Origin of the sequence: Psychrobacter sp. P11F6 (assembly GCF_001435295.1) — a bacterium.
GTDB lineage: Bacteria > Pseudomonadota > Gammaproteobacteria > Pseudomonadales > Moraxellaceae > Psychrobacter.
On the sequence record NZ_CM003594.1, the window covers coordinates 1,881,457 to 1,894,076 of the forward strand.

Annotated in this window: 15 protein-coding genes; 1 reads left to right on the forward strand and 14 read right to left on the reverse strand. The window is 42.0% G+C overall.

The window, feature by feature from the left end:
• Positions 1–265 precede the first annotated feature (265 nt).
• The 10 genes from lptB to AK822_RS07740 form a co-directional block, all read right to left on the reverse strand.
• Positions 266–1,045, reverse strand: a complete 780-nt coding sequence (gene lptB, locus AK822_RS07695; RefSeq protein WP_045452843.1) for an LPS export ABC transporter ATP-binding protein — start codon at positions 1,043–1,045, stop codon at positions 266–268.
• Positions 1,046–1,124: 79 nt separating this feature from the next.
• On the reverse strand, positions 1,125–1,703 hold the full coding sequence (lptA, locus tag AK822_RS07700; RefSeq protein WP_045452840.1) for a lipopolysaccharide transport periplasmic protein LptA: 579 nt from the start codon (positions 1,701–1,703) through the stop codon (positions 1,125–1,127).
• A 90-nt stretch (positions 1,704–1,793) separates the two neighbouring features.
• A complete protein-coding gene (gene lptC / locus AK822_RS07705; RefSeq protein ID WP_045446404.1) occupies positions 1,794–2,378 on the reverse strand; it encodes an LPS export ABC transporter periplasmic protein LptC in 585 nt (194 codons plus the stop codon).
• Positions 2,375–2,941: a KdsC family phosphatase gene (locus AK822_RS07710; RefSeq protein ID WP_060491184.1), complete on the reverse strand. Its 567-nt coding sequence runs from the start codon at positions 2,939–2,941 to the stop codon at positions 2,375–2,377. The genes lptC and AK822_RS07710 overlap by 4 nt, the downstream gene beginning before the upstream one ends.
• A 99-nt stretch (positions 2,942–3,040) precedes the next feature.
• On the reverse strand, positions 3,041–4,033 hold the full coding sequence (locus AK822_RS07715) for a KpsF/GutQ family sugar-phosphate isomerase (RefSeq protein ID WP_055124929.1): 993 nt from the start codon (positions 4,031–4,033) through the stop codon (positions 3,041–3,043).
• 229 nt (positions 4,034–4,262) lie between these two features.
• Positions 4,263–4,790, reverse strand: a complete 528-nt coding sequence (hfq, locus tag AK822_RS07720) for an RNA chaperone Hfq (RefSeq protein ID WP_060491185.1) — start codon at positions 4,788–4,790, stop codon at positions 4,263–4,265.
• A gap of 559 nt (positions 4,791–5,349) precedes the next feature.
• On the reverse strand, positions 5,350–6,498 hold the full coding sequence (miaA, locus tag AK822_RS07725) for a tRNA (adenosine(37)-N6)-dimethylallyltransferase MiaA (protein WP_060491186.1): 1,149 nt from the start codon (positions 6,496–6,498) through the stop codon (positions 5,350–5,352).
• 92 nt (positions 6,499–6,590) lie between these two features.
• On the reverse strand, positions 6,591–8,423 hold the full coding sequence (mutL, locus tag AK822_RS07730) for a DNA mismatch repair endonuclease MutL (protein WP_060492224.1): 1,833 nt from the start codon (positions 8,421–8,423) through the stop codon (positions 6,591–6,593).
• Positions 8,424–8,522: 99 nt separating this feature from the next.
• Positions 8,523–9,047 carry a tRNA (adenosine(37)-N6)-threonylcarbamoyltransferase complex ATPase subunit type 1 TsaE gene (gene tsaE, locus AK822_RS07735; RefSeq protein WP_060491187.1) on the reverse strand — a complete coding sequence of 175 codons (525 nt, stop codon included), beginning with the start codon at positions 9,045–9,047 and terminating at the stop codon, positions 8,523–8,525.
• The gene (locus AK822_RS07740; RefSeq protein WP_060491188.1) at positions 9,040–9,663 is read right to left on the reverse strand and encodes a 6-pyruvoyl trahydropterin synthase family protein; all 624 of its coding nucleotides are present in this window, start codon (positions 9,661–9,663) and stop codon (positions 9,040–9,042) included. The genes tsaE and AK822_RS07740 overlap by 8 nt, the downstream gene beginning before the upstream one ends.
• Positions 9,664–10,059: 396 nt before the next feature.
• Here AK822_RS07740 and AK822_RS15180 point away from each other — a divergent pair, with 396 nt between their 5' ends.
• Complete coding sequence (locus tag AK822_RS15180) at positions 10,060–10,182, forward strand: hypothetical protein (protein WP_020443648.1); 123 nt, start codon at positions 10,060–10,062, stop codon at positions 10,180–10,182.
• An 89-nt stretch (positions 10,183–10,271) separates the two neighbouring features.
• Here AK822_RS15180 and AK822_RS15050 read toward each other — a convergent pair whose 3' ends face one another.
• The 4 genes from AK822_RS15050 to AK822_RS07760 all read right to left on the reverse strand — a co-directional run bounded on the left by AK822_RS15050 (position 10,272) and on the right by AK822_RS07760 (position 12,349).
• Positions 10,272–10,604, reverse strand: a complete 333-nt coding sequence (locus AK822_RS15050) for a YnfA family protein (RefSeq protein WP_055125033.1) — start codon at positions 10,602–10,604, stop codon at positions 10,272–10,274.
• 12 nt (positions 10,605–10,616) lie between these two features.
• Complete coding sequence (locus AK822_RS07750; protein ID WP_060491189.1) at positions 10,617–11,423, reverse strand: PhzF family phenazine biosynthesis protein; 807 nt, start codon at positions 11,421–11,423, stop codon at positions 10,617–10,619.
• Between the two features lie 73 nt (positions 11,424–11,496).
• Entirely contained in the window at positions 11,497–11,826 is a 330-nt protein-coding gene (locus tag AK822_RS07755; RefSeq protein ID WP_060491190.1) for a DHCW motif cupin fold protein, read from the reverse strand.
• 61 nt (positions 11,827–11,887) lie between these two features.
• Positions 11,888–12,349 (reverse strand): methyltransferase family protein, encoded by a 462-nt coding sequence (locus tag AK822_RS07760; RefSeq protein ID WP_060491191.1) that lies wholly within the window; start codon positions 12,347–12,349, stop codon positions 11,888–11,890.
• Positions 12,350–12,620: the final 271 nt, after the last annotated feature.

Here is a 12,620-nt window from a genome sequence, read left to right on the forward strand (position 1 = left end):
GATAAATTAGCCATCAGTATGATGGACTAGATCTTATAGAAGAGGTGATGCTAAATGTGATGAATAGCTAGATATAGGAAAAGTAGCAAGCGCTGTCTTGAGAACTTAATGGAAATTATAAGTTTAACAGACAGCGTAAATAGTAGCGCGAAAAACACGTTAAGATATTAAGGGTGTATTGAACATTTAAAAATACGCAGAGCTAATCGATGCGCATTTAGCAAAAATGTATTCGAGACAAGCCGAATATTCAACACATCCTCATTTATACGTGAAAGTCTTTACCCAAATAAACAGCTTTCACCAATTCATTTTCTAACACTTCACTAGAAGTACCCTCAGCAATAATAGCACCTTCTGAGACGATATAAGCTTTCTCACAAATAGCCAAGGTATCGCGAACGTTATGATCGGTAATCAAAACACCAATACCACGATTTTTGAGGGTCAAAATAACGTCTTTGATATCACCAACAGAGATAGGATCCACGCCTGCAAATGGCTCATCTAATAAAATGAATTTTGGGTCAGCCGCCAATGCACGGGCAATTTCACAGCGACGACGCTCACCACCTGATACGCTCATGCCTAATGATTTTCGTACATGCTCTAGATGGAATTCACCGATTAGTTTTTCCAGCTCTTGCTTTTGCTCGCTTTTATTTAATTCTTTACGAGTTTCTAAAATAGCTAAGATGTTGTCTTCGATAGACAATTTTCGAAAAATAGACGCCTCTTGTGGTAAGTAACCAATACCCGCACGCGCACGCTCATGCATGGCATATTTAGACAGATCCATTTTTCCTAAAGTGACACGGCCTTTATCCATATTGACCAACCCAACTACCATATAAAAGCTGGTTGTCTTCCCTGCACCATTTGGACCCAATAAACCAACGACTTGCCCTTGTTCTACGGAGAAAGAGACATCTTTCACAACCCAGCGCTTACCATAGCGTTTGCCTAGATTTTGCATTGATAGTCGCGTCGCAGGCGCTGCGTTATTGTTGGTTGCTAAAGGGTTTGTATTTTTATTATCACTCATAACTTACTCATACGGTTGCAGAATTCAAGCACTAATACACTAAGGGATGTTGATACAGTTACATTAACTATTCAGCTTTTTAGCGGATGCTACTTTGGCTACCATTACTACTGGGAGGAAACACCAACTCTACGCGCTGATTACCGCCAGCAGTTGCTTCAACATCACCAGCTTTTAGGCTATAACGAATGACATTACCCGCAAAACTTGCGCCATTTTGAACCAACTTAGCATTACCCGTCAAAGTAACAATACCAGTGACCGCATTATAATCAATCTTATTGGCTTGACCTTTTGCCAGCCCTTTTTCTTGTGTGACTACCTGTTGCATGGTTGCAGGGCGTCCGGTCGCTACTGCCGAGTTGATACTGCGACCCTGTGATAGGTTAACCGTAATGTTATCAGCGGTCATTTTAAACGTACCTTGAGTGATAATGACACTACCCGAATAGCTGGTAACGCCTGTACGCTCACTATAGGTCGCTTTATCAGCCAATAGTTTGATTTCTTGATTGGCATCTGATGGCAGCGCATGACTGTAAAGTGGCAGTGCCAGCAGCATAACCGTTGGCAGCACATGTAATTGACGCAAGCGGCACGATGTTAGATTGAAGCGTGCTAATGATGAGCGCAAAGTAGGCAAAAATTTAGATGTCATAAAAATCACTCGTTTTATAATGGGTAGTAGGATTTGCAAACTTTATGCTAGCTGCTATTTTTATTACATAGTCAATAAAAGTTACTGCGATCAAAACAGTGCTTTATCTTGGCGTTCAGCTGGAGTAAAAGCGACAGCCACTTGACCAAACTCATATTCACCGGTCTCAAGGTTGGCGGTCATGCTAGAAGCTTCAAACCGATTCATGCCTTGTTCAATCTTAACAGGCGCGTCACTATATACTTGCCCTGATTTGGTATTGCCTTTAAGGATACTACCTGTCACCTTTATCGGTTCAATATCTGGCGCGTCTTTATTGCCTTCACTGACCAGTGAAAAGCCCCCTGACAAGCTGAGTTCACCCGTCTGCTGACTGATAGCAGCACTACCCGCTTCAATACGATAACGCTGCTCTGCCGATGGCTCCCAATTCATAGTGATGCCTGACATCTCGTCTAAATTGGTCTCTGGATTGTGCGTCAATGTTTTGGCAGTCAGCTCATACTCAGTTTCGCCTTTCTCATTAGTTTGTACCGCTTTGATATCTGTTGCTTCATAATCAACATCGGTCGCTTCCATGCTAACTGGCGGCGCTATCTCTCCTTGCTGTTGAAAAAACCAACCTGCAATACCAGCAATAATCAAGGCAAGAACTATTAAAACACGAGTATTCACGACAAATTATCCTGAGTTTTTGCTGCATCAAGCGTATAGTGCGCGATGAAGTCTTGATAGTGTCCATGACCTTTCAAAATGAGGTCACATACTTCACGTACAGCGCCAGTGCCACCTGCTCGGGTGGTGACCATGTCACTGCGATTGATGACTTCAGCATGCGCATTGGGTACTGTTGCAGCAAATCCAACGGTCTGCATCGCTTTAATGTCTGGTAAATCATCGCCCATATAAGCGCAATCAGCAGCCGTGATATTGAGCGCTGGATCAAGTATGGTTAGCAGCTCATTTAAAGCAACCAGCTTATCATCACGACCTTGCACCACATAATTAACGCCCATTTCCGCGGCGCGCTTATCTACCATGGCACTGCTACGACCTGTAATAATAGCTGTCAAAATGCCATAACGTGCTAACGACTTAACGCCTACGCCATCATGGACAGAAAAGGCCTTGGTCTCGATACCATTGGCATCATAGATAATTTGACCGTTTGATAAAATACCATCGACATCCATTATCAACAGCTTTACTTGTCCGGCTTTTTTGATTAAGTCTTGCATCATGTCCCTCTTTCTTAAGGCTATTTTTTACATTTTATTGTTATAAATAGATACTGTGTGAATCTATACTGTACAAACCGATATCTTTATTAATTCTATTTATTTTACACCGGCTTGTAGCAAATCATGTACCGTAATAATTGCTTCTAAACGATCTTGGTCGTCAATAATTAGCAACTGGCTAATACCATTTTCATTCATCACACTGAGCGCGTCTGATGCGCGCATGGTCTTGCTAATGCGCCGTGGATTACTAACCATTACTTCACCCATCGGCGTTTGCAAATCGATGCCTTTTTCTAGACCACGGCGTAGGTCACCATCTGTGAATACCCCAACCACCTTATCATTATCATCGGTCACCACCGTCATTCCTAAGCGCCCAGCAGACATAGTAAAAAGCGCTTCTTGCAGTGGTGCTTGCTGATGAATGAGCGGCAAATCTTCCGACTTAGTATGCATTAAATCTTCAACTCGCGTTAGCAGCTGACGACCTAATGCGCCTGCTGGATGCGATAATGCGAAATCCTCTGAGGTAAAGTTGCGCGCATGGACTAAGGCAACGGCTAATGCATCGCCAAGCGCTAAGGTCGCCGTGGTACTGGAAGTAGGAGCAAGATTAAGTGGACAAGCCTCTTGCGATTTACCGAGCGTCAATACAATATTCGCGGCACGAGGCAACATACCGCGCTTATCACGGCTAATACTAATCAGTGGAATATTTAGGTGTTTGACCACTGGCAGCAGCATCTTAATCTCATCGGACTCACCAGAGTTAGAGATAGCAAGCAGTACATCACCTTTTACCAACATGCCTAAATCGCCATGCCCAGCTTCACCAGGATGCATAAAAAAGGCTGGCGTGCCAGTAGAGGCAAACGTCGCCGCTATTTTACGCCCAATCAATCCTGACTTACCCATACCAGTGACCACGACGCGACCCTTACAAGCCAAAATAATATCGCATGCTTGTGCAAACCTATCGTCTATCTGCTCTGTTAGTAAAGCCAATGCCGATATCTCAGTGTTAATCGCTTCGATAGCCTTACTAATAAACTGCTCATGGGTTAGATTGATTTGGGTATTACTCATGGATTCGCTCTATTTTATAATGAATCAATACTGTATTTTACTATACTATGCCCAATATTAATAATAATCTACGAAACCAATCGCTAACCACTCGGCACGTCATTTTAGACCATTATTATACGTTTATTTATACAAAAAAAACCCACTATAAAAAGCAGGTTTTGATCGGATAAATCACGTATTAGTAATACACCTTCGATAATGAATCTTGCTCTCTAACCCTTAGTCTCTAACCATTGTTATCATTAGATCCATCATTTGGCTTTTCCTCAAAACCCGTATTTTCTGCTGGGTTTTCAAAACCACGGTCTTGACCAAAACCGCCACGCTCAAAGCCACGCTCCTGACTCTGACCAAAGCTACCACGCTCAAAACCACGATCTTGGCCTTGGCTAAAGCCGCCACGATTAAAACCACTGCGATTAGACGCAAAACCGCGTTCTTCAAAACCACCTGTGCTAGCAGGATTACTACCGCGTTCAAAGCCACCGCCTTGATAACCTGCTGGAGCAGCGCTTTGCGGTTGGGTGCTCGTACCTGTCGTCGTACTACGTGGATTACGTGCCGGCACGACGGTTGAGATAGCGTGTTTGTATACCATTTGACTGACAGTGTTTTTGAGCAATACCACGTACTGATCAAATGATTCAATCTGACCTTGCAGCTTGATACCATTGACCAAAAAAATAGAGACAGGAATGCGATCTTTGCGCAGCGAGTTCAAAAACGGATCTTGTAAAGTTTGTCCTTTTGACATGAGAGCTCTCCTAAATATTATTAATTATGTTTTAGTGCCAATTATTTTAAGTGTTAATTTAATTATAATGGCTAACGGCAGATACAATAATAAATTTTCTTTATAAAACGTATCTAAATAAACGCTACTTGTTCTTAAGTGATTCCACTTTATCGCGAATACATTATTATTGTAAATAATTAAGTAACTAGTTGTTTCATTAGTTATTTTTATCAACAAACGTCAATTAATACTGATTAAAAACACAGTCAGGCTAGTATTACACCTACTATTTTGATGAATTTAAATTATAACAGCTATCTACGATATAATTTGATACTAATTGTCATTACTTTCTAATAGTTGCATAGAGCTTTTTGCAATACTATATTTTTAGTACACCATATTGTATTTATAAGGTATTCACTCATACCATATTTTGAGGCGATAGTGGTTTTTCTATCACTAATAGCTCTAAGGCGTGTCCTCAATTCCATCGATTAACCTCTAAATGGGCTAAAAATGGCTAAATTTTTTCATCATTTTAAAATAAGGACACGCCCTAGTATCATTGAGAGATTTAATATAAATAGTCTCTTGCCTGCGCCATGGTAGTGAATGCTTTTACCACCATATCGCGGTCTATAGAATAGCCTTGCTCGCTAGAGGTATCGGCTGCTATCGCCCCATCCATGGAAGTACTAGGCAATTGCATGACTTTACGTAACCATGTGTACTGACGTTTTGCCAATTGTCTTGTCGCATATAATGCCTTATTTTGCATTTGCTGACAAGCAAGTGCCTCGGTCGCACCATCAGATAAGCTTGATTGATCTGAAGACTGGAGTACTTCAAAAGCACTGTAAAATTGCGCTTTATCTAGATGCGGCTGTTCAGATACTGGGTGATCGATGTGTACTAGGTATTCTAGTACTTGTCGATAACCAACGCAGCGCATAGATGGTAGATTTGGTGTTAAAGGATAGCGCTCCAGCAGACCAATGACCTCAGTCACCAACCCGTCATTCCACATGATATCTAAACGTTGCTCGATACGTGTATGCAACCATGGACGATCAGGCATGACTGTCAATGCGTGCCATTGCTGATTGGGATTATTTGCCAATGCCTGCTTGGGCTTTCGCTGCCAGTCACTTATAGGGATATCAGTTTGCAGATAAACTTCAACTGCTCGGGTGATGCGCTGAGTATCAGTCGCATTAAGGCGCTCATGGCTGATCGGATCTATCTCACCCAAATAGTCGTAAAGCGCACTAATGCCTTTATCTTGCCGCCACTGCTCCACACGTGCGCGAACACTATCATCACTGTCAGGTACTGGAGATAGCCCGTCTAGCAGTGCCATGTAATACATCATAGTACCGCCAACCAGCAACGGTATTTTACCATTCTCGTGACAGCTATCAATCAAACCGGCAACGTCATTCACAAATTCGGCGACGCTATAGCTCTGCATAGGATCGATAATATCAACCAAATGATGTGGATAACGCGCCAACTCAATAGCGGTTGGTTTTGCCGTACCGATATTCATATCACGATAAATCAGCGCTGAATCTACTGAAATTAGCTCATAACGCCCTGTATCATATAACTCATAAGCCAGTGCAGTCTTGCCACTTGCTGTCGGCGCCATCAAACACACCACGCTATTATCTGCTAAATTGGCGTTTAGGCGATAAGATGAGCTGTCAGATGAAAGTTGCATAGGCTTGCCTTTATTAATGATATTAGTAGCAATAAATAACTTTGATCGATGTCATTGCTAAAATTTGCTTATTATATTTTTTATCGTTATAGCTATCTTGACTCAGGCGCAGATAATAGCATCAATCTTGCTAATTGATTACCATCTATCGCTTTAATCGCATGCTGAGTCAGTAACGCGTCGATATCCGCCAAGAACACCATCAAGTCTTGCTTTGACATTTGCATACTCACGGCGGCAAGTTGCTGATTAATGTCATTTGCACTGTGCAACCATTGATCTTTTTTACCTGCCCTATTGCTAAGTAAACTTGACTCAAATAACGAGCACATCTTTGATTGCCAATTCTCTGCACCGATCAATACACATTGGCTTTGATGATAAAACAATAACCAAGGCAGTGCTTTATTCTCAATATATGTCGTGCCAACAGATTCGGTTAATGCCTCATTTAAATGAGTAACAACATCTAGGCAATAAGGCAAAGATGTCGAATGTGTTGCGACATCGTTAGCGATATCTGTGGTGTTTTGACTTATTTTCTCAGAAATACTTGGTATGTTTAAGGTTTGAGGCGAATACCTATTTTCTGACAGCTGATAGGGTTGTTTGGGCGCTTTTACCTGATGGCTTTTGCTTGAATGAATAGTCGTTGATGTGTTTGGCATTACAGTAGCGAATGCATTATCGATAGACAGATTGCTATCTACTATCTGACTATTACCTAGTATTTGAATAGCATTAGTATTAGCAGAACTGATCGTCTCTGAAGTCACTACCGTCTTAAGTTTTGCCCGAATCGCATGGCTTACATGCGCCATAATATTATTAAGCGGACTTATTTTAATACGCTGTTTAGATGGATGCACATTGATATTGAGCCACTGAGTGGGCAAGTCAAAATAAAGCGCATAGCCAATACCCACCAACTGAGCAGTTTGGGCAAGTTGGCGTAGCTGATTGCTTATCAATGCTTCTTTTACCAGTCTGCCATTCACATAGATTAACTTTGGTAAGGTATCCTGCGAATCAGTGATAGGCCATAACCAACCATTAACGCTTGCTTGATCGCTAAAGCCATTATTAACATATTCTCTGGATGGTTGCATTAAACTGGTGAGGTCTATCGCTATTTCTAACGCCTTTTTGGTTAACGACAACCCAGTCGCTTGCTCAAGACGTGCCAATGGCAAAGGATTGACATTATTATTGCCATTAGCATTTGTAGAAACAGCACTTAAAGACTTTGAATTTGAAAGCCTTGTAGTTGAAGACATTGTACTTAAAGACATCACACTTGAAGAAAGTGACAAGCGTTTTTTATTATCATGAAAGAGCGTCAGTGCCACATCTGCTCGCGCCAAAGCCACTTCGCGCACAATCGTTTCGGTATGACCGAACTCCGTCGCAATAGATTTCAAATTGCCACGGCGTGCTGGTACGTTAAAATATAAATCTTTAACCGTAATGGTGGTACCACGATGATGCACAACTGGCATGAGCTTTGGCGCATCATCTAACACACCCGCGACTTGCAACTGGCGACCGATGCCACTGTCATCATAGCTACTGGTTAAAGTCAGCCGAGATACTGCCGCCGTCGCCGCCAACGCCTCCCCGCGAAAACCCAACGTCGTAATACCGTGTAAGTTAGCGACATCCGCGACTTTGCTAGTCGCATGACGGGTAATTGCCATGACCATATCATCGGGATGAATACCCACGCCATTGTCGACCACTTCAATCATACCCATGCCGCCTTGAGTAATATGTATCTCAATATTGGTCGCACCAGCATCAATGGCGTTTTCTAGCAGCTCTTTTACTACAGCTGCTGGGCGTGTCACTACCTCACCCGCTGCCAATTGATTGATGAGCAGCGGCGATAGTTTTTTGATGCGAGTATAAGAATGATTGTCTGGCATTTGCGGCATTAAGAGGTATCGTTGTTTTACGTGATGATAAGTAGTACTGCTAGATATTGATGACTTATATTAAGGTCTGTTAAATATTCAAATGTATAATTAAATCTTAATAGAGGATAAATCCAAGCCTTGCGCTTGCCCAGCCTTCGATAGCCGCAGCTCAACTTGACGAGACTCATTATCCTTATCAGTGCTAGTAGCTTGCGTCATATCAATAAACAAGGTGGGCGGCGGTAAATAGCTGTCCGCACGGCTTGCCCATTCGATGACAACCAACGCATTTGGCTCATCCAAATACTCATCAAAACCGATAAAAGACAGCTCTTCTGGGTCTTGCAGACGATACAAATCCGCGTGGTAAACTGGCTTGATTGAGCCATCTTTTTGCTCGATGCTATAAGGCTCAACCAAGGTATAAGTCGGGCTTTTGACGGCACCTGCATGCCCGAGCGCCTGCAACCAATAGCGAGTCAGAGTCGTTTTACCTGCCCCTAAATCACCTGCCAACCAGACACTACCTGTCAAGGGTAAAGCTGCCAATTGCGCAGCCAAACGTTGAGTATCAGCTTCTGTATACAGTGTCAGCGTCTTAGTGTTTTTGTCCTCTGTTGTACTATTAGGCATCGGGCTTACCTGCCTGCACTTGCGTCTGTACCTGCATCGTCACCGTTGGGTTGATAAAGCTTTCAGCGCGGATCAATTTGGCATATAGCTCAGGGTCGTGCCACTCGGCACTGACTTGATCGCTAAACTCAAACGCTTCTAGATGAAGCTTACCCATTTGCTCATTCGCCACATCATCAGCAAAGCACTGCGCGTAACCGGTAGCGGTTTCGTGTGCAATCACCGAGTAAACGCTGACATCAGATTCACCGTTTTGCATTTGGGTTTGTTTTAAAATTTCTTGCGCCCAAAAGAATATCACGCGTGAAAACTGCTCTGCCGATGGCGATACTGGCAAGCTTATCCAGCGCGCACTGAATTTTTTACAGGCAGCGACATACTCAGGGTCGTCTTTATTCCAAAAACAAATCGCATGATCAAAGCTATCGATAATGTCCTTGATAGACGATTTTAATAAGCCAAAATCATAGACCATTTGTCCGTGATCCAAGCGCTTAGCCTCAAGAATCAGTTCAATCTGATAACTATGACCATGGATAGAGTGTTTGCAGCGCTCAGAGCTACAATTACGCACAATATGTGCATTTTCAAATTTAAAAAGTTTACGGATACGCATAACAATCAACCAAAACAGTAAGCATTTTTATGCTAAATATGAATATTATAAAAGTTTGCCGCTACGACTTATCGGCTTGTGGCTTATTATAGCAAATCGTGATGACTCCGTAAGTAAGCACTTATTAATAGCAGTATTGACTAAATAAATTCATGGCATCGAAAATCTACTTATAAAATTCATTTATCAAACAAATTTTTAGAAGGAGCATCATACAAGGGATGGATACAGGATTGACTCAAATCGTAGGTGAATTGTGCTAGCGCTATCTATTCCGAGACCTTAAGCATATACTCATTGCAGTACGCACTATTTGCGTCATCAGCATTAATCTAACCTTTCAGCTATTTACACCGGCTTAAAAGGTATTACGGCTTATCTCAAGAGGAAAAAACCATGAGTAAAGGTCAAGACAGTAAAAAGAACGTAAAAAAGAAACCGCTATTAACGGCAAAAGAGAAAAAAGCTGCCAAACAATCTAAGAAAGACGACAACGGCAGTATCTTAGGTAAACATTAATATTTAGTGCATCATTGTGTCACTTAAATCTATGCCAATCGAACCTCACGGTTTGATTGGCATTTTTTATGCTAGGTGCGGTCTTTATGCTAAGCACCGCGCGGCGCAAACATAATAATTGCCATGCCTAATAACGCAACCGCAGAACCTACTATATCCCACGTGGTCGGCCTGATACCATTCACCGTCCACAACCATAAAATAGCCATCGAAATATACACGCCGCCATAAGCCGCGTAGACTCTACCAGCTGCGGCAGGATGTAAAGACAACAGCCAAACGAAAGCGACCAAACTTAGTACGCCAGGGACAAGCAGCCAAATAGACTTACCTTCTCGCAACCATAGATAAGGCAAATAGCAGCCCGCAATCTCTGCTAATGCGGTCAGCGCAAACAGTCCAACGGTTTTTAATTCAGTCAAAACCATCTACTCCTAAACGGTGATAAATCCTGTCATATACTGTACGGCATTACCAGAAATCATTACTCTGTCACCTGCGACCACACAGTCTAGAACCCCGCCGCGACGTGATGCTTGATAAGCGACCAAGTGATTTTTACCCAAACACTCAGCCCATAATGGTGCAAGCCCTGTATGAGCTGAACCCGTCACTGGGTCTTCATCGCCACCATTGGCTGGCCAAAAATAACGTGAAATAAAATCATAGTTTTTGTAGTCAGCAGACATAGCCTGACAAGTCACCACCACATCTAAAGGCGCAAGCTGTTTTAGCTGCTCGTTATCACGCGCTACTGTTAATACTTCGGACTCAGCATTACAAATCACAAAATAGGCTTGAGTATTTTTATAGACTGCAACGGGTGCAATAGATAGTCCTGCAAGCAAGCTATCAGGGATATTGTCAACTTTCTCAGGCTTAGTATTAGGAAAATCCATTTGTATCTTGCCATCGTCTGTTTGCACAATGGTCAATATACCAACCGCTTTGGCTGAAAATTTAATACAGTCTAAATGAGGGTTTTTGTTAAATAACACAAAGGCTGACGCTAGCGTTGCATGTCCGCAAAATGCAATCTCAGTAAAGGGAGAAAACCAGCGGATATGATAAATGCCTTTATCATCAAGAACCATAAAAGCTGTCTCGGATAAGTTGTTTTCAAAAGCAATAGACTGCATCAAATCATCAGTGAGCCAGTTATCAGTGATAACGACTGCCGCTGAATTGCCTTTAAAAACGGTATCCGTAAAAGCATCAACGACATTTATTTCTAGTTGCATTTTATGTTCTCGCTTTATTTTTATAGATCTATGGTTTTATAGCTTTATGAATTTTATGGTGTTACTGGCAATATCAATCAACAATAAATAGCTTAGCGCCTATCTTCGTTGACGAACGATGTGCAATCGTATTGTCCGCCACTTGATAAGTCATACCCGCTGTTAAGGTAAAATTACGACCATCTTTTAGTTCGGTGTTCAGCTCGCCCTCAACACAGAATAAAATATGTCCTTTATCGCACCAGTGATCGGCAAGGTAGCCTGCGGAGTACTCAACCATATGTACATTGATATTGTTGAATTCGCAAGTCTTCCAATACCCCGTGCCCGTTTCACCTTTGTTTTCTACCGCTTCCACTGTCGTCCAATCGGTAATAGCAAAAGGTATATTTTTCATTTCCATAACGTCATCTCCCTGATTTTATTGTTCATTCATCTATCATAAAATCTTTACTTACTATACCTCAAATCCAGCGCCGCACTTTATTTAGATAATCCTGATAAGTTTTGCCAAATTTCTGTGCCATCATCCGCTCTTCTGGCTGGATTTGAAAGCGCGTTATATAAAGTATAAAAATGGGCAATAGTACAAACGCCAGAAAGTGAGAAAGATAGAACGCCCAGCCTAATAATATAAGCACCAAACCCACATACATCGGATTGCGGCTATACTGATATATACCACTGGTCACTAAACTAGAGACCTGCTCTAACGCTTGCGGATTGGGCGTGGTCTGAGCGATTCTAAATTGAGTCACACCCATGATACCTAAGCTCAGACCCATCACACCCAAACCCACTGCCAGTGCAGTTGAGCCGTTGAGTGAGAACGTCAAAGCAGGAACCATTTTAGAGACACCATACATAGCAGCGGCGGTAACAATCACTTGGGCGACTGGAGGGACTTTAAGTGCTAGAGCGTTCATGATTAGACCTCATAGAGCGTTAAATGAAAAACCTCAACAGTGAGTGCTCATTATACCTGCTCACTATTTTCGTTTTAATTTTTACTTTTGGCTCTTTACTATTTAAACCGTAAAAAAAACAATTGTTTTCACCTTTTAGATGTCGCTATCCTTTATTTTTATTCTTTGCTCGCTAACCATATCACTGTATTTATACGGTTAACTGGGATTGTTATTTATCAAAATAACGCCATTTATGTAAAGTAAAAACATATATAAAAATATAATACCT

What these genes read in the sequence shown, in the direction of transcription:
- lptB (WP_045452843.1), bottom strand. Translation starts at nt 1,045, where the DNA reads ATGAGTGATAATAAAAATACAAACCCTTTAGCAACCAACAATAACGCA.
- lptA (WP_045452840.1), bottom strand. Translation starts at nt 1,703, where the DNA reads ATGACATCTAAATTTTTGCCTACTTTGCGCTCATCATTAGCACGCTTC.
- AK822_RS07710 (WP_060491184.1), bottom strand. Translation starts at nt 2,941, where the DNA reads ATGCAAGACTTAATCAAAAAAGCCGGACAAGTAAAGCTGTTGATAATG.
- AK822_RS07715 (WP_055124929.1), bottom strand. Translation starts at nt 4,033, where the DNA reads ATGAGTAATACCCAAATCAATCTAACCCATGAGCAGTTTATTAGTAAG.
- hfq (WP_060491185.1), bottom strand. Translation starts at nt 4,790, where the DNA reads ATGTCAAAAGGACAAACTTTACAAGATCCGTTTTTGAACTCGCTGCGC.
- miaA (WP_060491186.1), bottom strand. Translation starts at nt 6,498, where the DNA reads ATGCAACTTTCATCTGACAGCTCATCTTATCGCCTAAACGCCAATTTA.
- mutL (WP_060492224.1), bottom strand. Translation starts at nt 8,423, where the DNA reads ATGCCAGACAATCATTCTTATACTCGCATCAAAAAACTATCGCCGCTG.
- tsaE (WP_060491187.1), bottom strand. Translation starts at nt 9,047, where the DNA reads ATGCCTAATAGTACAACAGAGGACAAAAACACTAAGACGCTGACACTG.
- AK822_RS07740 (WP_060491188.1), bottom strand. Translation starts at nt 9,663, where the DNA reads ATGCGTATCCGTAAACTTTTTAAATTTGAAAATGCACATATTGTGCGT.
- AK822_RS15180 (WP_020443648.1), top strand. Translation starts at nt 10,060, where the DNA reads ATGAGTAAAGGTCAAGACAGTAAAAAGAACGTAAAAAAGAAACCGCTA.
- AK822_RS07750 (WP_060491189.1), bottom strand. Translation starts at nt 11,423, where the DNA reads ATGCAACTAGAAATAAATGTCGTTGATGCTTTTACGGATACCGTTTTT.
- AK822_RS07755 (WP_060491190.1), bottom strand. Translation starts at nt 11,826, where the DNA reads ATGGAAATGAAAAATATACCTTTTGCTATTACCGATTGGACGACAGTG.
- AK822_RS07760 (WP_060491191.1), bottom strand. Translation starts at nt 12,349, where the DNA reads ATGAACGCTCTAGCACTTAAAGTCCCTCCAGTCGCCCAAGTGATTGTT.